Source organism: Pseudomonas sp. GW821-FHT01C01 (assembly GCF_059422645.1).
In genome coordinates, this window is sequence record NZ_JBWKXF010000011.1 from 42,134 (window position 1) to 62,843 (window position 20,710).

General features: G+C 58.5%; 21 protein-coding genes and 1 pseudogene. 9 read left to right on the forward strand and 13 right to left on the reverse strand.

Going from position 1 to position 20,710, the window contains the following annotated elements:
• Positions 1–252: 252 nt before the first annotated feature.
• The 8 genes from fapF to pnuC form a co-directional block, all read right to left on the reverse strand.
• Positions 253–1,560 carry a fibril amyloid transporter FapF gene (gene fapF, locus AC07XF_RS10355; protein WP_495026391.1) on the reverse strand — a complete coding sequence of 436 codons (1,308 nt, stop codon included), beginning with the start codon at positions 1,558–1,560 and terminating at the stop codon, positions 253–255.
• Positions 1,561–1,606: 46 nt separating this feature from the next.
• Positions 1,607–2,368, reverse strand: a complete 762-nt coding sequence (gene fapE, locus AC07XF_RS10360) for a fibril amyloid subunit FapE (protein ID WP_495026392.1) — start codon at positions 2,366–2,368, stop codon at positions 1,607–1,609.
• Positions 2,369–2,394: 26 nt separating this feature from the next.
• Positions 2,395–3,075, reverse strand: a complete 681-nt coding sequence (gene fapD / locus AC07XF_RS10365) for a fibril amyloid maturation endopeptidase FapD (RefSeq protein WP_495026393.1) — start codon at positions 3,073–3,075, stop codon at positions 2,395–2,397.
• 61 nt (positions 3,076–3,136) lie between these two features.
• On the reverse strand, positions 3,137–3,964 hold the full coding sequence (fapC, locus tag AC07XF_RS10370) for an amyloid-like fimbrin subunit FapC (RefSeq protein ID WP_495026394.1): 828 nt from the start codon (positions 3,962–3,964) through the stop codon (positions 3,137–3,139).
• Positions 3,965–4,028: 64 nt separating this feature from the next.
• Positions 4,029–4,607, reverse strand: coding sequence for a fibril amyloid subunit FapB (gene fapB, locus AC07XF_RS10375; RefSeq protein ID WP_495026395.1), 579 nt, complete (start codon positions 4,605–4,607; stop codon positions 4,029–4,031).
• Position 4,608: 1 nt separating this feature from the next.
• Positions 4,609–5,046, reverse strand: coding sequence for a functional amyloid chaperone FapA (gene fapA, locus AC07XF_RS10380; RefSeq protein ID WP_495026396.1), 438 nt, complete (start codon positions 5,044–5,046; stop codon positions 4,609–4,611).
• Positions 5,047–5,402: 356 nt separating this feature from the next.
• Positions 5,403–5,927, reverse strand: coding sequence for an AAA family ATPase (locus tag AC07XF_RS10385; RefSeq protein ID WP_495026397.1), 525 nt, complete (start codon positions 5,925–5,927; stop codon positions 5,403–5,405).
• Positions 5,924–6,487, reverse strand: coding sequence for a nicotinamide riboside transporter PnuC (pnuC, locus tag AC07XF_RS10390; RefSeq protein WP_495026398.1), 564 nt, complete (start codon positions 6,485–6,487; stop codon positions 5,924–5,926). Before pnuC ends, AC07XF_RS10385 begins: the two co-directional genes overlap by 4 nt.
• Positions 6,488–6,774: 287 nt before the next feature.
• On the opposite strand from pnuC, the gene AC07XF_RS10395 reads away from it, so the two are divergent.
• Complete coding sequence (locus tag AC07XF_RS10395; RefSeq protein WP_046042069.1) at positions 6,775–7,605, forward strand: undecaprenyl-diphosphate phosphatase; 831 nt, start codon at positions 6,775–6,777, stop codon at positions 7,603–7,605.
• Positions 7,602–8,030: a DUF1294 domain-containing protein gene (locus tag AC07XF_RS10400; RefSeq protein ID WP_495026399.1), complete on the forward strand. Its 429-nt coding sequence runs from the start codon at positions 7,602–7,604 to the stop codon at positions 8,028–8,030. Before AC07XF_RS10395 ends, AC07XF_RS10400 begins: the two co-directional genes overlap by 4 nt.
• An 11-nt stretch (positions 8,031–8,041) precedes the next feature.
• Here the strand turns inward: AC07XF_RS10400 and AC07XF_RS10405 are convergent, their stop codons facing one another.
• Positions 8,042–8,401, reverse strand: coding sequence for an MmcQ/YjbR family DNA-binding protein (locus AC07XF_RS10405; protein ID WP_495026400.1), 360 nt, complete (start codon positions 8,399–8,401; stop codon positions 8,042–8,044).
• Positions 8,398–9,306: a LysR substrate-binding domain-containing protein gene (locus AC07XF_RS10410; protein ID WP_495026401.1), complete on the reverse strand. Its 909-nt coding sequence runs from the start codon at positions 9,304–9,306 to the stop codon at positions 8,398–8,400. The genes AC07XF_RS10405 and AC07XF_RS10410 overlap by 4 nt, the downstream gene beginning before the upstream one ends.
• A 131-nt stretch (positions 9,307–9,437) precedes the next feature.
• Here AC07XF_RS10410 and AC07XF_RS10415 point away from each other — a divergent pair, with 131 nt between their 5' ends.
• Complete coding sequence (locus tag AC07XF_RS10415) at positions 9,438–10,049, forward strand: FMN-dependent NADH-azoreductase (protein ID WP_495026402.1); 612 nt, start codon at positions 9,438–9,440, stop codon at positions 10,047–10,049.
• A 167-nt stretch (positions 10,050–10,216) separates the two neighbouring features.
• Complete coding sequence (locus AC07XF_RS10420; protein WP_495026403.1) at positions 10,217–11,254, forward strand: alpha/beta hydrolase family protein; 1,038 nt, start codon at positions 10,217–10,219, stop codon at positions 11,252–11,254.
• 105 nt (positions 11,255–11,359) lie between these two features.
• On the opposite strand, the gene AC07XF_RS10425 is transcribed toward AC07XF_RS10420, so the two are convergent.
• Positions 11,360–12,547, reverse strand: a complete 1,188-nt coding sequence (locus tag AC07XF_RS10425) for an MFS transporter (protein ID WP_495026404.1) — start codon at positions 12,545–12,547, stop codon at positions 11,360–11,362.
• Positions 12,548–12,806: 259 nt separating this feature from the next.
• Positions 12,807–14,393: an ABC-F family ATPase gene (locus AC07XF_RS10430; RefSeq protein ID WP_108228295.1), complete on the reverse strand. Its 1,587-nt coding sequence runs from the start codon at positions 14,391–14,393 to the stop codon at positions 12,807–12,809.
• Between the two features lie 488 nt (positions 14,394–14,881).
• Here AC07XF_RS10430 and lpxO point away from each other — a divergent pair, with 488 nt between their 5' ends.
• The 3 genes from lpxO to AC07XF_RS10445 all read left to right on the forward strand — a co-directional run bounded on the left by lpxO (position 14,882) and on the right by AC07XF_RS10445 (position 17,493).
• Positions 14,882–15,781: a lipid A hydroxylase LpxO gene (gene lpxO, locus AC07XF_RS10435; RefSeq protein ID WP_495026405.1), complete on the forward strand. Its 900-nt coding sequence runs from the start codon at positions 14,882–14,884 to the stop codon at positions 15,779–15,781.
• Positions 15,782–15,928: 147 nt separating this feature from the next.
• The gene (locus AC07XF_RS10440) at positions 15,929–16,276 is read left to right on the forward strand and encodes a hypothetical protein (RefSeq protein ID WP_495026406.1); all 348 of its coding nucleotides are present in this window, start codon (positions 15,929–15,931) and stop codon (positions 16,274–16,276) included.
• A gap of 65 nt (positions 16,277–16,341) precedes the next feature.
• The gene (locus tag AC07XF_RS10445; protein ID WP_495026407.1) at positions 16,342–17,493 is read left to right on the forward strand and encodes a PQQ-dependent sugar dehydrogenase; all 1,152 of its coding nucleotides are present in this window, start codon (positions 16,342–16,344) and stop codon (positions 17,491–17,493) included.
• A gap of 57 nt (positions 17,494–17,550) precedes the next feature.
• Here AC07XF_RS10445 and rimI read toward each other — a convergent pair.
• Positions 17,551–18,003: pseudogene (gene rimI / locus AC07XF_RS10450) on the reverse strand (ribosomal protein S18-alanine N-acetyltransferase); the annotation flags it as partial.
• A 92-nt stretch (positions 18,004–18,095) separates the two neighbouring features.
• Between rimI and AC07XF_RS10455 the strand changes: the two are divergent.
• Complete coding sequence (locus AC07XF_RS10455) at positions 18,096–19,682, forward strand: RimK family ATP-grasp domain-containing protein (protein WP_495026408.1); 1,587 nt, start codon at positions 18,096–18,098, stop codon at positions 19,680–19,682.
• Between the two features lie 7 nt (positions 19,683–19,689).
• Positions 19,690–20,613: a magnesium transporter CorA family protein gene (locus AC07XF_RS10460; protein WP_495026409.1), complete on the forward strand. Its 924-nt coding sequence runs from the start codon at positions 19,690–19,692 to the stop codon at positions 20,611–20,613.
• The last annotated feature ends 97 nt before the right edge of the window (positions 20,614–20,710 follow it).

Below are 20,710 nucleotides of genomic sequence, written 5' to 3' on the forward strand. Positions count from 1 at the left end.
ATGGTCGTTAACGATTACGCGTGTGAACTGGATGAACGCGGCGTACTTGAGTCCATCGCCAGCAAGCTGGCTCCTACAGATTCAGCGTGGGCACGCTCCCTTGTAGGCGCTGGCTTGCCAGCGATGGTCGTTAACGATAACGCGTGTGAACTGGATGAACGCGGCGCGCTTGAGTCCATCGCCAGCAATCGAGCGTCGACCGGCTGCTCCTGCAATTCGCCGGAGTTGCGTGAAGAACCTGTTTTGTTCGGGTCAGAAGTAGTAAGGGAATTTCAGGCTGAACTGGAAGTCCGGGGCATCGTCCGTCATGCCGATGGACAGGTTCGGTACGATGGTCAGGTTGTTGGTGGCAGCAATGGTCATGCCGATGTTGAAGTAACCGGCGTTGGCATCGCTGGAAACCACCGATTGCCAATCCCCGCCATCTTCCTTGAGCTGGCTTTTGCGTTGCACCAGGTCAGAGACCGAGAACGACATACTCATCTTTTCGTTCAAGGCGAACGCAATACCGGCGCCAATCTGGAAGCTGTCGCCAATGCGTACTTTCCCAGGTGTCTTGACTGCCGGGTTGGAGCTGATGTCGTCGAAAGACTCTTCCAGGTTGTGCGTGTAGGACAGGCTGCCGAACAGCACTGCCGGATCGAACGTCTTGACCAGCGAGATCCCGGGTGTAATCGACCAGACGCCGTTACCGGTAGGCAAGGACTCAGGCACGGCCAGGTTGGAGTTATCGTCCACACGAATCAGCTTGATGCCGAACGGATCTTTGCCGGTCGGCGCCTTGACGCGCAAGGTCACCACGGCATCCGGGGTGTTGACCGACTCGTCGAGGAACTTGTAGGCGATACCGAAGTTGACGTCACCAATGGTCGGGTCTTCTTTGACGGTGTCTTCGGTCGTGACGTTTGCCGAACCGTTATTGCCGCCACCGGACTGGTACGTGGACTGACGGTAGACCACCGGCACGTTCAAGTCGAACTGCCAGCGATTGTTGAAGTTGTAGCGGCCGGTGAGGTCCAGCGTCCAGGTGTCGGCCTTGATCCGGTCCAGGTTGATGGCACCCAGAAAGATCGAGTCCAGGGCGAGAAAACCGTTGAGGATCAGTTGGCGGGTATCGTATCGGGAGTAGGTTATCCCGGTTTCGAAGCTGAACTTTCCGCCGCCGAAGAATCCGCTGGCCTCGTCATACAGGTTTGAAACACTTTGCGCCGGTTGTGAATCATCGGCCAGCGATTGCCCATAAGAGCTGCCACTGCCCCCGGCGGCGCCCCCTGAAGCCGCTGCGGCACCGGTGCCAGTGGCGACATTTTGATTGCCCTTGAGATCCGCTGGCGACTTGGCCAGGCGTTTGGGAGGGGGCGAAGCGGGCTGGTCTTCGACCTGGCGGATCCGTTGTTCGAGAACCGCCAGGGCTTTTTGCTGTACTTCGTATCGTTGTTTCAACTCCAGAAGTTCTTGTTTGAGAGCCTCCATTTCCGGGTCAGGTGCTGCCTGCAACATCGCCGCGGGGAGTAGAGCACTCAAGCATGCAACTGCACGCAGTGATACTGATCGATACATGAAATAAGCCGTCCATTTGTGCCCAATGCTCGAGACTTAGCGTAGTTCAATACCCCTGGGTCCGTAATGCAGCGAGTTGGTTCAGATTGCAGTCCAATACACTGGCACTCGGGCCATTATTGTTGAGCACTACGTTGAGTTGAGTCATGTTGTTGACCACATTGCTGCTGCCCAGCAACCGGGTGTTTTGCAGCAACCCGCCGTGGGCGACTTGTTGCAGGCTTGAGCCCTGGTTGTTGTTGGCGGTAATGGCCATCTGAACACCGCCGCTGGTGGCGGAAACCGCGACACTGCCTGCGGCATTGCTGCCGGTAATGGTTTGACCGGCTGTCAGCGCCTGGCCCTGGCTCGGCACCAGTGCAGGGGCCGTGCTGGCCTCTTTGACGTTGATGGCGATGTTGTTGTTTGAGCTGTTGCCATCGCCTGCGGCCCGTGTGACCTGGGTGATGCCCCGGGAGGTGTTCAGTCCGGCGCCACCCGTCACGTTACCGGTACCCTCGTTGTGCGAACTGCCTTTACCGGATTGTTTGATGGTTGAAACATAGAACTCGGGCTTGACCGTTGCGGCTTGAAGTTGCATCGAGGTGGATGCCCCGATCAGATCATCACTGGCGTTGCGCCAGGTACTGCTCATGACAACACCGAAGCTGATGATCCGCCCCGGCATCACATACCGGCCACGCAACTCGGCCAGTTCCTGGTCCTTGATTTCGATGGGTCTGAACTCATCAGCAAAACCTGAAGTGGTCGCTGCCAGACAGGCAGCGACCACCCAATACGAGGTTTTCATTTGCTGCTCCCGGAGCATCCTGCCCCCTATCATCTTATTGGCGATTAAAAGAAGTCGCTCTGTATGAAACCAAAATCCATCAATTCAGCATCTTTGACCGGGTTGAAATTATCCAGCTTGTTCTTGGCTGTCAGCGGTTGCGGTGGACTGCGTAACGCATTGGTTTTGTCATAACCCGTACCGACAATAGCGAAGATAATGCCATTCCAGCCTTTGACAAAGTCATCATGGGAGTAGCGTTTGTGACCGAGTACCGGGTCGCCGATGTAGACCCAGTTCTTGTCCGCCCGCTGCATCACCACGAAGTGCTTGTAGCCACGGATTTCCATCAGTACCACCACTGGAATCGTCACTGCATCGAGTCTTTCCGGTGGGATCTTGTAGCCCCGGGCGCGCATGCCGATGCTTTCTATGTAGCGCTTCATGTCCAGCATGGAAAAACCCTGGGTACGAACAAGGTCCTGGTCGGCGTAGACCAGCATGCCTTTGATAATGTGCTCCTCATCGACGTCGAGCCAATAGGCCTGGCGCAGTATCGTTGCCAGCGCGGCGGCGCCGCAGCTGAAATCGGTTTTCTGTTCGACGATGTCGCTGAACTTGCGCTCACGCAAACTCTGTACATGCTTGTACACCAGCACGCCACCCGGCAGGGCGGCAACCGGCATCTGTGCAGCCTGGGTCAGGCCAGACAGGCAGAGCAGGGCGAAAAGGACAGTCTTACGCATGATCGATACGCCTTGGGACTGTGGAAAAGCCCCGTCGCCGGGGCTTTCATTGCAATCGCGATTACAGACAGGACTTGCAGCCTGCGGCGATGGACAGCGAGTTGCTTTGCTGGTTGCCGACGCCGGACGATACGTTGGCTCCGCCGTTGCCGGAGAAGTTGTTCATCGAGCCCGTGATCGAAGCATTGTTGGTTACAGGAGGTTTCCAGCTTTCTGGCGTCATCACTTGTTGAGTGGTTATGCCGGACAGACCGAGTACACCCACGGGTACGAAATCAGTCCTGGCGTTGTTGGTGACGTTCAGCCCGGACGTGCTTTGGTTAGCCGCCGCCGCGGCAACTGCTACACGGCCACCCGAAACGGCAATCGCCAGGTTGTTTTTCTGTTGGTTGAAGTCGCCGGTGGTCACGTTGATGCCGATGTTGCCGGAACCGCTGTTGCCAGCGTTATTGAGCGTTGTGTTGTTGGTGTTGGAGTGGTTCCTGGCGGTGTTGCCGGTGTTCTTCTGAGTCGCGCTGGAGGCGGCGACCGCGGTGCCGAAGATGAAGCTTTCGTCAGCCGTGGCAAGGGCGGCGGCGTTGTCTTGTTGGTTGCCGTTACCGGCTGCAATGTTGGCGCCCATGTTGCCGTTGGAGTTGTTCAGGGAGTTATCGATTTTAGCGTCGTTTTTGGTGCCCCGGTTCACTACCCTGCTGTCACTGCTTTCCTGCGAGTCCAGCACGGCGGCCCCGGCGCCTGCGGTAATCTGCAGAATCTGATCCAGCGACGGGCCATTAGGCTGTTGGTTGCTGCCCTGTCCATTGCCCTGCACGGGATCAGCCTGGGCTGCGAATGCCATCACTGCTGCCAGGGCGAAAGCCAGTGGTTTGAGAGCAGTTGTCGGGTTCATGGTGTTTCTCCGTGCTCATTAGTTGTTCAAGTGTTGGTACTTCCCTAATTGCACTCCATAAGGGTCAGTCAGCGACCCGGATGCTCAGGGTGTTAGCCATTCGGTTCCCCACCCCGGCACTCTGGTTTACCTGGATCACTCCCCGGCTGCCGGTGAAGGCCTGGTCGCTTGTCACGACCTGGCGACTGCCGTTTGGGGTGCCAGTTGCTCCCGAGTTCGGTAACAACGCCACGTTCTGTTGAGAAAGGGCACTATCGTCAATGGCTTGCGGTACAGCGCTGATGCTGATGCGCATGGCGTTGGCCATCTGGTTGTTCGCCCCGGCGCCCTGGTTGACGCCCAGCACGCCGTTGCCATTACTGAAGGAGGTGCCGTCGATATTGGCCGTCGCATCCATCGACGGATTGGCGGGCGTGGTGATTCTCTGCCTGACGCTGGTGGTCGCACCGGCTTCGGTACCAATGGCAATCGCGCGGGCGTTGGCCTGCTGCTGTTGATCTCCAGCCGCCTGGTTGACGTTGAAGTTGCCTCGGTAATTTGTCCCGGAATCCTGGAGGGTGGCGGAGTTCACCGAACTGACGCCCGAATCGGCCATCACGCTGGTACAGCCGAGCAGGGCAAGTAAAAGGAGGGAACGACTCATCTCATTGACCTCCCGCCATTCTTCCCAGTGAGCCTAGGCCGCTGCTCATGGCGCGGTTGATGGTTCCGGAAATGGCGCCGCCACTGCCGCCACCGTGGCCGACGGACATCCCAGGCAAACCGTTGGGGTTGGTGACGACATTGAAGCCTTGCATGCCACCCAGACTTTGCCCGTTGCTGTTGCGAAGGGCCGTTCCGGTGGTTACCCCGGCAATGTCGGTGTCGCTGAGTTCGCTGGTGACGCGGGTCGACGGGTTGGCATTGATGGTGATCGGGGCCGGATCTCTACCGCCGCTGCGACCGATGGGAGTTGCGTGAATGGTTCGATCAAGCACGATGACACCGTTGCCTTCGGCTTGTATGTTGAAACTGATAACAGTGCCGCCAGCGCTCGCGATCAGCAGGAGGCACGTCAAGCCCTTTTTATTCAGTATCCCCACGACGGTCATTCCTTCATTTGTGGGCTGGCACTGGTCAGCTGTGTAAGGGATAGAGCGAAAGCTGTGCCGTTTCTTGAATATCGCGTTGATTCAATGACTTGCGGAATTTGCCCGGGGACCCTTTGTCGAGGATGTTCCAACGGTGAGACGAAACCATGCGCCGGGAGCCCGGAAATACCGACGCACCGCTCTAGAACAAGGGTTATAGCGTTGTTGTATCAATGCCTTAACAAGTCCGGCGACTAAACGATGAAGGGCGTTGAAATGGGCAGTTTCAGGCAGGGAGGGTGTTTCAGGATCGGACACTTTTCCCCCAAAGCAGGGGGGGATGATGGGGATATTGCCCCAAACGCCGGTCAGGCGCCGAGCAATCGGGTCACGGCGTTCAGTGCCAGGAGTCGGCGTTCTGCCCAATCTCCGTGCAGTACCTGAACCGGTTGTGCGTGGCGCTCGAGCCAGGCGAGGGTCTGGTCGAAAAATGCCTGGCGCTCACTCAAACGGGGCTGGCAACGCTGGCCGTCGTCAGTCCAGTCGACGTGTTCCGGCGACAGCAACAGGTGCAAGTCGTAATGCCGGGCCAGTAGCGCTTGTTCAATCCAGGTGGGGCAATCGCCAAACAGGGTTTGGCTCCAGAGAATATTGCTCAGCAGGTGCGTGTCGAGGATCAGCAAAGACGGTTGTTGCGCCCGCGCCTGGTCTTCCCATGCCAATTGACCGCGAGCGATCTGCGAAATGTCGGCCAACGTGGTGTCCCGCGGATTCTGCTCAATGAAGAAGCGCACATACTCCTCGACCAGAATCCCGCCGAAACGCTGTTGCAACTCGGCCGCCAGCCAGCTTTTACCGCTGGATTCGGGACCTGTAAGTACCAGTACTTTCATGCGCGCAATGCCGGATCGGCGCGCCATTCGCGCCAGCCCTGCACGGCGATAACGGTGAACAACCCGTACAGGGTGGCGGTCAGGTACAAGCCCTTATAGACGAACAGCCCGACGAAAATCACATCCAGGGCGATCCACAACGGCCAGCACTGGACACGTTTTTGCGCCATCCAGACTTGCGCCACCAGGCTGAATCCAGTCAACGCCGCATCGAGCCAGGGTTGCGCAGCGTCGGTCCAGTGGGCCATGGCCGCCCCCAGCAGCAGACTGCCGAGTGCGCCAATGGCAAGGCTCAACGCCACAGAGCGGGTATCGAGCCGACTGACTTCGCGGCCATGGGTGGTTTCGCCAAACCGCGTCCACTGCCACCAGCCATAAAGCTGCAAGGCGGCATAGACGACTTGCAGCAGCATGTCCGAATACAGCTTCACCTCAAAAAAGATCCAGCTATAAAGCAGCACCATGACCAGGCCGATCGGCCAGCACCAGGCATTCTGTTTGACCGTCAGCCAGACGGCAATGACACCGAGGGCGGCGGCAAACAGTTCAAGCCCGGACATGGAGGTTCCTTGGGGAAGTCGAAGAGGGGGGCGGATTGTAACCGGATTGGCGTCAGGAATCCCGTGCCAGGGCCGCGCGCCCCGATAACGTGGCAGCGCCAATCGGACTTGTCTGATAGGATTTCGGCCCCGCGCGGGAAACTCCGAATCAGGGTTGTTTTTTCACAGGATTTTTACGGTTCTGTGGTAATCCTTGATGCGCGGGGCTTCAGCGACGCTGATCGCGATGAACGCTTTTGAAAAATACTAACGGGGCATGCCGATGCGCATAGCCTTTTGGGGGATTGATGGATCTTTGGACCGCCTTTCAGGCATTGATTCTTGGGGTTGTAGAAGGGCTGACCGAGTTCCTGCCCATTTCCAGTACCGGCCACCAGATCATCGTGGCCGACTTGCTCGGCTTCGGGGGCGAGCGGGCGATGGCGTTCAACATCATTATTCAGTTGGGGGCAATCCTGGCGGTGGTGTGGGAGTTTCGACGCAAGATCTTCGACGTGGTCATCGGTCTGCCGACCCAGCCGGGCGCTAGGCGGTTTACCGCGAACCTGTTGATCGCGTTCTTGCCGGCCGTGGTGTTGGGCGTCATCTTCGCCGACCTGATCCACAAGTACCTGTTCAATCCGATCACCGTGGCAACGGCGCTGGTCGTGGGCGGGTTCATCATGTTGTGGGCCGAGCGCCGTCAGCATGAGGTACACGCCGAAACGGTGGATGACATCACCTGGAAAGATGCCCTGAAAGTCGGCTTCGCCCAATGCCTGGCCATGATTCCGGGCACTTCGCGTTCGGGCTCGACGATCATCGGCGGCTTACTGTTCGGCCTGTCGCGCAAGACCGCTACCGAGTTCTCGTTCTTCCTGGCCATGCCAACCATGGTCGGCGCGGCGGTGTACTCGGGCTATAAATACCGTCACCTGTTTGTCCCGGCGGATTTCCCGGTGTTCGCGATCGGCTTCGTCACGGCATTCGTCTTCGCGATGATTGCGGTCCGTGGGCTGCTCAAGTTCATCGCCAACCACAGCTATGCGGCGTTTGCCTGGTATCGCATTGTGTTCGGTCTGATCATCCTGGCGACCTGGCAATTCGGCTGGGTCGACTGGAGCGCGGCCAAGCCGTGAGTGATTCGCGCTCGCGCAACAACCCCGGGCGCCAGTCCGGGGGACAGATCCGCCATTCGCGGCTGAAGTGGCTGGTGTTTGCCATCCTGTGCGCGTTGCCGCTGTCGGGTTCGGTGTCGACATGGCTGCACGGGGAGTCGCTGATTCCCCTGGCGGCCTACGGCATCGTCAGCGTCGTGACGTTTTTTCTGTACTGGAGCGACAAGCGCAAGGCGCGCGCCGAGCAATGGCGGACTCCGGAGAATGTCCTGCATGCGCTGGAGTTCGCCGGTGGCTGGCCCGGCGCGTTGCTGGCCCAGCAAGTGTTTCGGCACAAAACCCGCAAAGTCTCGTTCCAGTTGGTGTTCTGGGTCATCGTGCTTCTGCACCAGGTGTTCTGGATCGATCACCTGTTCCTCGGCGCACACCTGTTCGCCTTGTTCTAATAAATAAGGCCCTATAGCAACAGGCCTGCTTGCGTGCGCTTTGGCAGCTTGCTCACCACCAATTGGTGGGAACGCTGCAGCAATCCCTGTAGTTCTTCGCCACCGAGCGGGTAGGGCGTTTCCATGATGATCCACTGGGCGCGCGCCAGATAAGGCGCTGGGTGAATCCCCGGTCGGTCGCAGTGACCGAGAAACAAATCCTTGTCTACCTTGAAGGCCAGGGAATCACCCCGCAGGCCCTGCAAGGCAAACATCTTGTTCCCGGCAATCGAAAACACCCGCACGCCTCCCCATTTATAGTCTTCCCGCGCTCCGGGCAGGGCGAGGCAAAATTTTGCGACATCCTCTTCGCTCATCCGTCCGGCTTTCATAACAATCGTTCCCCGCAGGCATTGAATGATTCGACCAAATGGTCAATCCAGGCGCGTACCGCCGGCATCACCCCCCGTCGATGAGGATAGACCGCTTGCAACCAGCCACCGGGCAACGACCACTCGGGCAACAGCTGCACCAGTGAGCCGTTTTCCAGTTCCTGCTCGCAATACATCATGGGCAGCATCGTGAAGCCCAGACCGGAGAGGGTGCTGGCCTTGCGCACGATAAAGTCATCAATGCCCAGCCGGGCCTCAAGCGCGAGTTCACAGCTTTTGCCTTTTTGATCCAGCATGCGGATGTGCACCATGCGGTCGGCTTCCAGGGCGCCGAGTACCGGCAGGCTTTTCAGATCCTCGGGATGGTTGATCTCACGGCCAACGAGGAAACCGGGACTGGCGACCATCAGCATCTGCGCCTGACGCAGACGGCGGGTGACCAGCAGCGGGTCTTCGTCACCCAGTTCCCGCACGCGCAGGGCCACGTCAATGCCTTCGTTCACCAGGTCGACCCGCCGGTTGAGCAGCATGACCTCCAGCTGGACTTGCGGAAACCGTTCGAGAAAGTCGCTGATCACATCCGGCAACATTTCGTGGGCCAGCCCAACCGGGCACGACACCCGTAATCGCCCACGGGGCTCGCTGGACATGCTGGCCACGGCCTCGTCGGCCATTTCCGCCTCCAACAGCATCGCCTGGCAGTGCCTGAGGAAGCGCTCACCCACGGCGGTCAGCTTCAGCTGTCGGGTGGTGCGTTGCAGCAATCGTGCGCCAAGGCGTTCTTCCAGTTCGGCGATGCGGCGTGACAGACGAGACTTGGGGATGCCCAGCAAGCGCCCGGCCGCCGCGAAACCATCGGCTTCCACGACTTTGGCGAAGTAGTACAGGTCGTTGAGGTCTTGCATGATGTGAGCCTGATTGTTCTATCTGTGAGACGAACTATCGCATTGTTGCCGTCTAATCAGCTATTGGTTTCGTCTGTAGGATTAGTCCCATCAGATCGCCCTTGTGGGCGATCCTCACCTGGAGATCCCACATGAAACTGCTGCATATCGATTCGAGCATTTTGGGCGACAACTCGGCTTCCCGTCAGCTGAGCGGCGAAGTCGTCAAAGCCTGGCAGACCGCCGAGCCAACCGCCGTGGTGACCTACCGTGACCTGGCCGCCGACGCGATCAGCCACTTTTCCGCCACCACCCTGGTCGCCGCCGGCACCACCGCTGAGCTGCGCAACGCCGCACAACAGCACGAAGCCGAACTGAGCGCCTCGACCCTGGCTGAATTCCTTGCCGCCGATGCCGTGGTGATTGCCGCACCGATGTACAACTTCACCATCCCGACTCAACTGAAGGCATGGATCGACCGCATCGCCGTTGCCGGTCAGACCTTCCGTTACACCGAAGCCGGCCCTGAAGGCCTGTGCGGTGGCAAGAAAGTCGTGATCGTCTCGACTTCCGGCGGCATGCACGCCGGTCAGGCCACCGGTGTTGCCCACGAAGAATATTTGAAGCTGCTGTTCGGTTTCATCGGCGTCACCGACATCGAAATCGTCCGCGCCGAAGGCCTGGCCTACGGTGACGATGTTCGCAACAAAGCCATGAGCGATGCCCATGCGCAAATCAGCGAGCAATTGTTCGCCGCCGCGTAAGGCTTGCGTAAAAGTAAGCAAGCGTTCAGGTAAAGCCCAAAAAGCTCTGTATTCTGGTTGCGCAAGTACCAGCTACGGAGTTTTTTGTTTCTGGTCGTTTCAGATTGTGGCCCGACTTATGCAGTCAAGGGCTCACGTCTCAAGTCCGGTAACAAGGTGGGCATCCCATGATGCGTCTTTGTGCAACTTTACTGATTTGTCTGCTCAGCAGCCTGAATACAGTGCACGCCGCGCCTGCACCGCATCCTCACTGGAGCGTCGGTTTCCATGAGATGACTTTTCTCGATCCTCTGGACCTGCAGCCGATGCGCGCCATCGCCTTCTATCCTTCCAGTGACTGGGAGCACACCAGCAAACTCGAGGGTTACACCGTCGAAGCCGGGGAGGACACCAAAGTCGCCATTGGCCGCTTCCCGATGCTGATGCTGTCCCACGGTAACACCGGCACTCCGCTGGCCCTGCACGACCTTGCCACGTCGCTGGCGCGTAAAGGCTTTGTTGTGGTGGCGGTGATTCACCCCGGTGACAACTCCAGGGACCACAGCCGCCTCGGTACTTTGAGTAACCTGTACGGCCGGCCGATCCAGATTTCCGAAGCCATCACCGCCACCTTGGGCGACCGTATGCTGTCACCGTTCGTCAATGCCGACCAGGTGGGGGTCATCGGTTATTCGGCCGGTGGCGAGACTGCATTGATTCTGTCCGGCGCGACCCCGGATCTGGATCGCCTGCGCCGTTACTGCCAGGAGCGTCCGGATGACCGCGATGCCTGCAACACCCGGGGCGAATTGATTGTTGACCGCGACGACCTGCAGCCGGTGGCTGATCCTCGCGTCCACGCCTTGATGCTGATGGCGCCGTTGAGCCTGAAGTTCGGCCGCCACACCCTGGCCGATGTGCATGTGCCAGTGCTGCTGTACAGCGGTGATGGCGACAAACTGGTGGCTTTCGACAAGAACGCCGCGGCACTGGCGCGCAAACTGCCGACGGCGCCTGACTTCAAGTTACTGGCCGGGGCAGGCCACTTCGTGTTCATGGCGCCGTGCAATGACGAACAGATCGTGATCATGCCCGCGCTGTGCACCGATGCCGATGGCGTCGACCGGGAAGACATTCACCGCAATCTGATTTCCGAGGCTGGGAGTTTCTTCTCGCGCACCCTGGGCAGAGCGACCCGGGCGGGGATGCAGACGGCTGATCAGTAAGTTTCCTCGACCCTCTGTGGGAGCGGGCTTGCTCGCGAAGGCGGTGTGCCAGTAGGCATATGTATTGCCTGACACACCGCCTTCGCGAGCTAGCCCGCTCCCACATTAAGCCATCGCGCGACGCTTGAGCAGCAGGGTCAGCCCCAGGCCCGTCACCGACAACAACGCCGCACTGAAGAAAATCCACGCATAACCCAGGTTCAACGCCACGGCGCCCATCAACGGGCCGGCGATTGCCAGTGCCAGGTCGAAAAACACCGCGTAAGCACTCAAGCCCGCGCCCCGGCTGGAATCAGGCACCTGTTTGATGGCCTCGACACCCAGTGCCGGGTACACCAGGGACAGGCCGAATCCGGTCAGCCCGGCGCCAATCAGCGCGTACCCGGTCGACGGTGCCAGCCACAGCAGCACCAGGCCAACCGTCTCGATGCACATGCAGGCAATGGCCGACGAGAACCCGCCAAAACGGCTGATGGCGGAAATGAACAGCAGTCGCGACAGAATGAAACACACGCCAAACATGGTCAGGCAGTAGGCCGCGCCGGTCCAGCCGCGATTGGCGTAATACAGGGTAATAAAGGTCGTCAGGGTGCCATAGCCAATGGACGCCAGGCTCAGACTCGCGCCAAACGGCGCAATACGTCCGAACACCGCCCAGAACGGCAATCGCTCACCGCGCACCACGGGTACCGAGGGCTTGTTGCGAATCAGCAACAATGCGGCCAGGGCCAACAGCGAAAGGGCGGTGCCCAGGCTGGCGAAACCGAGTTGTTGAACCATCAGCACACCCAGCGGTGCACCAATGGCAATCGCGCCATAGGACGCAATGCCGTTCCAGGAGATCGACCGCGCGGTGTGCTCGGCACCCACCTGGCCCATGCACCAACTGATGGTGCCGACGCCGATCAACCCTTGGGCGATCCCCAGCAACAGGCGCCCGGCGATCAAAATCAGCAGGCTGAGCAAGGGAAAGCCTTGCAACAGGGTCGACAGCAAGGTCAGCACGCCACTGAGCACAATCCCGGACAAGCCATAAATGATTGCGCGCTTGGTGCCAACACTGTCCGACATCCGCCCGGCCATGGGCCGGCTGAGCAGGGTGGCGAAGTACTGCGAGCCGATAGTCAACCCGGCCACGATGGCGCTGAACCCGAGTTGCTCGTGGACATAACCCGGCAAAACCGCAATCGGCAAACCAATGCAGAGGAAAGCAATGAAGGTATAAAAAACGATAGAGACGATCTGCAGGGTGATCGCCATGGAGCTTTGCGGAGCGACTTGCTGCACAGACATGAGGGCTCGTTCGCGGGCGGCGGTGGGAGAACTGCATCATGGCGCGGGACAGTGACAAAAGAAAGCAGGCTAACTAATTATTGCTGGTCTTGAAGGCCTCTTCGCGAGCAAGCCCGCTCCCACAGGGGGAATGCATTCCAAATGTGGGAGCGAGCTTGCTCGCGAAAAACGTCTGGATAACGCGTTCTGGCAGGTTGCACGCGTTATCGTTGTCGTCCATCGCGAGCAAGCTCGCTCCTACAAATGCAGCGAGGTAGTTTTAGAACACCACACCCTGGCTACGCAGGTAGTCGTCATAGGTGCCGCTGAAGTCGGTCACGCCGTTAGGGCTCAACTCGATGATGCGGGTGGCCAGGGACGATACGAACTCACGGTCGTGGCTGACGAAGATCAGTGTGCCCGGGTAGTTCTCCAGCGCCAGGTTCAGCGCCTCGATGGATTCCATGTCCAGGTGGTTGGTCGGTTCGTCCATCACCAGTACGTTCGGCTTTTGCAGGATCAGCTTGCCGAACAGCATGCGGCCTTGCTCACCACCGGAGATGACCTTGACCGACTTGAGGATCTCGTCGTTGGAGAACAGCATGCGACCCAGCGTGCCGCGAATGATCTGCTCGCCCTGAGTCCACTGGCCCATCCAGTCGAACAGGCTGACATCGTCTTCGAAGTCATGGGCGTGGTCCTGGGCGTAGTAGCCCAGCTCCGCGCTTTCGGTCCATTTCACAGAACCGGCGTCCGGGGTCAGCTCACCCATCAAGGTGCGCAGCAGGGTGGTCTTGCCGATACCGTTCGGGCCGATGATCGCCACGCGCTCGCCGGCTTCGACAGTGAAGCTGAAGTTCTTGAACAGGGTCTTGCCGTCGAAGCCCTTGGACATCTGCTCGATGGTCACGGCCTGGCGGTGCAGCTTCTTGGTCTGTTCGAAGCGGATGAACGGGCTCACGCGGCTCGATGGCTTGACCTCGGCCAGCTGGATCTTGTCGATCTGCTTGGCGCGGGAAGTGGCCTGCTTGGCTTTCGAGGCGTTGGCCGAGAAGCGGCTGACGAACGTTTGCAGTTCGGCAATCTGGGCTTTCTTCTTGGCGTTGTCCGACAGCAGTTGCTCGCGGGACTGGGTCGCCGCGGTCATGTACTCGTCGTAGTTGCCCGGGAACAGGCGCAGCTCACCATAGTCCAGGTCGGCCATGTGGGTGCAGACACTGTTGAGGAAGTGACGGTCGTGGGAAATGATAATCATGGTGCTGTTGCGCACCGTGAGAATGGATTCCAGCCAGCGAATGGTGTTGATGTCCAGGTGGTTGGTCGGTTCGTCGAGCAACAGCACTTCAGGATCGGAAAACAGTGCCTGAGCCAGCAATACGCGCAGTTTCCAGCCTGGAGCGACTTCGGACATCGGGCCGAAATGCTGTTCCAGTGGAATACCCAGGCCCAGCAGCAGCTCACCGGCGCGGGATTCGGCGGTGTAGCCGTCCATTTCGGCGAATTCGGTTTCCAGCTCGGCCACGGCCATGCCGTCTGCTTCGCTCATTTCCGGCAGCGAATAGATGCGGTCGCGCTCGGCCTTGACCTTCCACAGCTCCTCGTGACCCATGATCACGGTGTCGATCACGGTGAATTCTTCGTAGGCGAACTGGTCCTGGCGCAATTTACCCAGACGCACGTTCGGCTCCAGCATGACCTGGCCGCCGGACGGCTCGAGGTCGTTGCCGAGAATCTTCATGAAGGTCGACTTGCCGCAACCGTTGGCGCCGATCAGACCGTAACGGTTGCCACCGTTGAACTTGACCGAGACGTTTTCGAAGAGCGGCTTGGCGCCGAACTGCATCGTGATGTTAGCTGTAGAAATCAAAGGTTTTTCCTGCGAAGCATTCAGAGTAGCTAGGGTTGCGGCAGTACCGGTTCAGTACCCGTTCCACTGTTCGAACCCCGGGACATTCATCCCGATCAACAGTGGAAGATCCATCTGGCATTAAGTGGACAGCAGCATGTGGAGCGCTTGGCCCGAGTCAACGTGCGCTGAAAGGGGATGATTCCCGCTCTCAACCTGGGGGCGCGTAAAGTTTGGCGGCGATTGTACTGGTCTGGCTCTTTAAACGATAGGGCGTTGAGGCTTCTGTAACGCTTTGGCAGCTTTCGCGGACACATTTTCACAGTTACAGGTTAACTATTGGTTACAATCTTTGGCTAAAATGCCATCCATCAGCTGTCTGCCGACCATCGGCATGACTGGAAGGCACTACGGGGCCGCTGTTTCGTATTCAGTTGCTGCACAAGACCCGGGGGCCGGCATGCCGGTAAAGGGCGCAGTTTGTTTACTTCCGACCAGTGACGATTTCCGTGAAACTCATCATTGCCGTTGTCTACGTTGTCTCTATTGCGTATGTCCATCTGCGTGGTCAAGTGCGCCATAAGCTGGGTCGCCAGTTGAGCGATCACTCGACGTTTCTGGCGCCGATCAATTGCTTTCTTTATCTGTTTTCGAAAATCCCCAACAAACCGTATCTCGACCCGGCCGACTTCCCCGACCTGAGTCCGTTGCAGGCGCATTGGGAGGAAATCCGCGCTGAAGGCCAGAACCTGCTCGATACCGGGGCGATCAAGCGTTCGAATCAATACGATGACGTGGGTTTCAACTCGTTTTTCAAGACCGGCTGGAAGCGCTTCTACCTCAAGTGGTACGGCGATAACCATCCGTCGGCCATGAAACTTTGTCCACGGACCACCGAACTGGTGCAAGGCATTGGTTCGATCAAGGCAGCGATGTTCGCCGAGTTGCCACCGGGCTCCAGACTGGTGCGCCATCGCGACCCGTACGCCGGTTCGTACCGTTATCACCTCGGGCTGGAAACACCCAACGCTGCCGGTTGCTACATCAATGTCGATGGCCAGAACTACCATTGGCGCGATGGCGAAGCGGTGATGTTCGATGAGACCTACATTCATTACGCAGAAAACACCACGCAGCAGAATCGCATCATCCTGTTTTGCGACGTCGAACGGCCGATGAAGTATCGCTGGGCGGCGGCATTCAATCGCTGGTTCAGCCGCAATGTCATGTCGGCGGCAGGTGCGCCGAACGAGGTTGGAGACAGGACGGGCGGGCTCAACCGACTGTTCAGCAAGATCTACAGGATCCGCCTGCGCGGCAAGGAACTGAAAAAACGCAACCGCAAGCTTTACTACCTCGAAAAGTGGTCGATCTTCGCCGGGTTGCTGGTGGTCTTCATACTGCTCTGATTTTTTTGGGTAGCGTTCCAGGCTTTCGCGAGCAGGCCGGATCAACGTCGTGTTACATCTTGCCGGGGAGGTTTTGGTTAACAAATCCGAACCCCGGGCGTAGCGTGGTATCGAAGTCCTTATCCACGCGACGTAGAGAGGCACCTCATGAACCGATACGTGTTTGGCGCCATTGCGCTGGCCTTGAGTGGCGTACTGGGCCCACTGGCCCTGGCCGAAGCCGCTGCTGCGTTGCAATTGGCCCAGAACCTGCCGGGCAGCACCAACAATAACCCTTACAACAGTCCTGTTCGCCGGGCCAATCCCAACAGCATGCAAGGCACTCAACCCAGTGCCCCGGTAATACGCGGGCCGAATACCGTGCCGGTGACGCACCCGCCAACGCTGGACAACGGTGGCATCGGTAATCGCTATCCCGCGCGGACTGCTCCCGCCAGCCAACCGAAATTCATTCCCAATCCTCCCCTTCGAGACGCCGATACCAGCAACCGTTGAGGGCCGGCATGACGTATTGCCCGGCATTTTCAACAGACCCATGCTCACCGGAAAAGGGATCCTGCATGTTGCGAAAAACCTTACTGGCCACCTTCTGTGCCAGTGCATTGATCGCCGCTACGGCCCCCGTGCTTGCGGCGCCGGATCAGGCAATGAAAAGCGAGGAGGGCACCCTGGAGGTCACCCCCGTCGTGACGGGACTGGAGCACCCTTGGGCCCTGGCATTCTTGCCGGATCGTAAAGGCATGCTGCTGACCGAACGGCCCGGCAACCTGCGGCTGGTGACCGCCGACGGCAAGCTGTCGGCACCGCTCGGTGGCGTGCCCAAGGTCTGGGCCAAGGGGCAGGGCGGTTTGCTGGATGTGGCGCTGTCGCCCGATTTCAAGCAGGACCACATGGTCTATCTGTCCTATGCCGAGGGTGACGCTCAGGGCGACAGGGCCGGTACAGCGGTGGGACGCGGCCGGCTCTCCGAAGAGATGACGGCGATCAAGGATTTCCAGGTGATCCTGCGCCAGGAGCCAAAACTCTCGGTCGGCAACCATTTTGGTTCGCGGCTGGTGTTCGATCGCGACGGCTATCTGTTCGTGACCCTGGGGGAAAACAACGACCGCCCGACCGCCCAGGACCTCGACAAACTGCAAGGCAAAGTGGTGCGAATCTACCCGGACGGGACGGTGCCCAAGGACAACCCCTTTGTCGGCCAAGCCAACGTACGCCCGGAGATCTGGTCCTACGGGCACCGCAACCCGCAAGGTGCGGCGCTCAACCCGTGGAACGGCACGCTTTGGGAAAACGAACACGGCCCTCGGGGCGGCGATGAAATCAACATCATCGAGCGTGGCAAGAATTACGGCTGGCCGCTGGCAACCCATGGCATCAACTACTCCGGTCTGCCGATTCCCGAAGCCAGGGGCGATACCGTTGAAGGCGCCGTTGCCCCGAACCATGTCTGGGAAAAGTCCCCGGGCCTGAGCGGCATGGCGTTTTACGATGGCGACCGTTTCAAGGCCTGGCAGCACAATGTGTTTATCGGCGCGCTGGTCAGCCAGGAGCTGATCCGCCTGGAGTTCGACGGCGACAAGGTGGTGCACGAGGAGCGCTTGCTCGGGGAGTTGAACAAGCGCATTCGCGATGTGCGACAGGGGCCGGATGGCTACTTGTATGTATTGACCGATGAGGAAGACGGCGGGTTGTACAAGGTGGGATTGAAGTAGCTAACCGTTGGTATGTACTGCGGCCGCCGTAGCGAGCGGCTGCAGGGCGGGTATTCAATGTTGGGCAATCTGTTTTTCCAGGCGCAGCGCATCAGTGTGGTCCTGGTAATAGCCGTGACTCAGCGCGAAGCGGCGGTAACCGCTGCGTTCATACAGGGCGATCGCTGCCGGGTTATCGATGCGCACCTCCAGTCGAAGCCAGTCGCAGCCGTGTTCGAAAGCGCATGCCTCCATGCGCTCGAGCAGTTGCTTGCCCAACCCGTTGCCACGGCTGTGGGGCGCGATTGCGATCGAGTAAAGACGTGCCCGCGAAGTGCCGTGACGAAACAGCACCAAGGCATAGCCAGCGAGTTTTCCGTCTCGTTCGGTCACCCACAGCTGTCCGTGAGCGCGAGTGATCATCCATCGGAAACTGCGACCATTGAGTCGATCCGTGTTGAAACACTGCTGTTCAAGTTCGAGGAGCGCCGGCAAGTCTTCGATCAGCGCCAAGCGAAAAATCCAACTCATATGACCACCGTAAAAGTTGCGTAACGAAACGAGACTTTCGAAAAAGTTCGTGCTTAATAGGAAAGGTCTTGTTCTCCAACGGATCAATCACTATGTCAGCGGTACAGGGTCATTGGCGTGAAGTGTCTGAGCAAACTTTGCCGGCAGCAATCAATTTTTCAACTTATTTGAATGAACCAAATAGAACTTCCAGCCAGTTGATTATCATCGTCGAACGCAAGGAAGACTGGGCGTCCTATTTCCCCAGCGAAGACATTGTCACCGCCCAGCAGTACCTTGAGCAGACCCGCGATGGCGAGCCGGGCAAACGTGTTCAGGTGATCAACCTGTGCCGCAGCTACAAATACCTGGGGCATGGCTATTACTGTTCGCTTCTGGCCGAAGCACGGGGGCACAAGGTGATTCCGTCGGTACGGACCATCAGTGAACTGACCCGCAAATCCCTGTACGGCCTGGCCCTGGATGATCTGGATAAAGCCCTGGATAAAGCCCTCAGTCATCATGTTTACAGCGATACCGAAGGTTTTACCCTGACGTTGTATTTCGGAAAAACCAATATTGAGCCGTTGCAGGATCTGGCACGACAATTATTCGAAGTGTTTGCCTGTCCAATTCTGTTAGTTGAGTTTCGTCGAACAAATGGCTGGCACATAGAAGGTATCAAGTCCGGTGCTCTGCATAAGTTGCGAGAGGATCAGGAAGACCAGTTCGCCCACTCGCTCGACAGTTTCAGCCGCAAGATCTGGCGCATGCCACGTTCGAGGCGTGTGGCCCGTTACGACCTGGCGATCTTGCACGATCCCGAAGAAGCACTGCCGCCGTCGAATGCCGGGGCGCTCCTTAACTTCGTCCGTGTCGGCAAGACCCTGGGCATCGATGTCGAATTGATCGAACGCAAAGACTACGCGCGGATCGCCGAATACGACGGCCTGCTGATCCGCGAGACCACCAGCGTCGACAACCACACCTATCGTTTCGCCAAAAAGGCCGAGAGCGAAGGGCTGGTGGTGATGGACGATCCGACATCGATCTTGCGCTGTACCAACAAGGTTTACCTGACCGACCTGCTCAGGAGTCATCAACTGGGCATGCCCGCTACCGAAATTCTGTACAAGGAGCGACCGGAAGACTTCGAGCGGGTCGGTGAGCGCCTGGGCTTTCCCTTGGTGTTGAAGATCCCGGATGGTTGTTTCTCCCGGGGCGTGATCAAGGTCGAGAGCCAGCAAGCGCTGCTCGAAGCCACTGCCGAACTCTTCGAGCATTCCGTGCTGTTGCTGGCCCAGGAGTTTTTCTACACCGAGTACGACTGGCGCATCGGCGTACTCAATCGTAAACCGATCTTTGCCTGCCAATACTTCATGTCCAAGGGACACTGGCAGATCTACAACCACAAGGCCAAGGGCCAGGACATCAACGGTGAATGCCGTACGCTGGCGGTTCACGAAGCGCCGCGAGCGGTAGTGGAGCTGGCGGTGAAAACGGCCAACCTGATCGGCGACGGCCTCTATGGCGTCGACCTCAAGCAGTCCGGCGACAAAGTGGTGGTGATTGAGGTCAACGACAACCCGAACCTGGACGCCGGTATCGAAGACGCCTACTTGCAGGACGATTTGTACACGCTGGTGCTGGAAGAGTTCGTCCGGCGCCTGGAGCTCAAACGTCGCGGTCAGGCCTGGTGACGCGTCGATGATCAAGAGTTTTCAATTGACCGGTGGAACGCTGCACGCCGTCGAACGACTGGACGCCGAGGTGATGCTGTTCAGTAACCCCGATGCGGCCGAGCGTGACCTGTTGCACAGTCATTTCAAACTCGATGAACACGCGCTGGCTTCGGCGCTGGACCCCGATGAGGTGTCGCGCATCGAATTCCATCCCGACAACCTGTTCCTGATCTGGAAGCGTCCGGACAGTTACTCCGGCGCCGACAGCCTGGGGTTCCAGGTGTCGTCCTGTGGCCTGCTGTTTTCTCCGGGGCGTTTGCTGGTGATCGCCACTGACGATGCGCCACTCAGCGGGCTCGGCAAGCGCCAGGCGCTCAACACGCCACTGGATGTCTTGCTCGATCTGCTGTTCAACAATATTCATCACTATCTGGGGCACTTGAAGGTCATCAAGCTGATTGCCCGTGAATTGCAGCAGAAATTCAACGCTTCGATGCAGAACCAGCATCTGATCCAGATGTTCAACCTCAGCGAAAGCCTGATCTATTACATCAACGCAATTCACAGTAATGGTGCCGTCCTGACCCGACTGCGCAACCACGCGCAAAAGCAGGGCTTCAGCGCCGAGGCCATTGGTCTGATTGATGACCTGATCATCGAAAACAACCAGTGCTACAAACAGGCGGAAATCTATTCAACGGTGTTCTCGGGCCTTATCGACGCCCGGGGCAATCTGATGAACAACAGCATGAACAACTTGCTGCGCAAGCTGACATTGATCAACGTGGTGTTTCTGCCGTTGAATCTGATTGCAAGCATCGGTGGCATGTCCGAGTTCAGCATGATGACGGCGGGGACGTCGTGGTGGGTTTCGTATCCGTTGCTGCTGTCGGCGATGATGATCGGGGCCGGGGCGATGGTGGTGGGACTCAAGCGGTTGGCCAAGTGACGGCGGTGAGTCAGGCAATGAAGATGTCGAATCTGATGATCCCTTCGCGAGCAAGCCCGCTCCCACAGGGATTTTCGGTGGGCCAAAGATCCGTGAA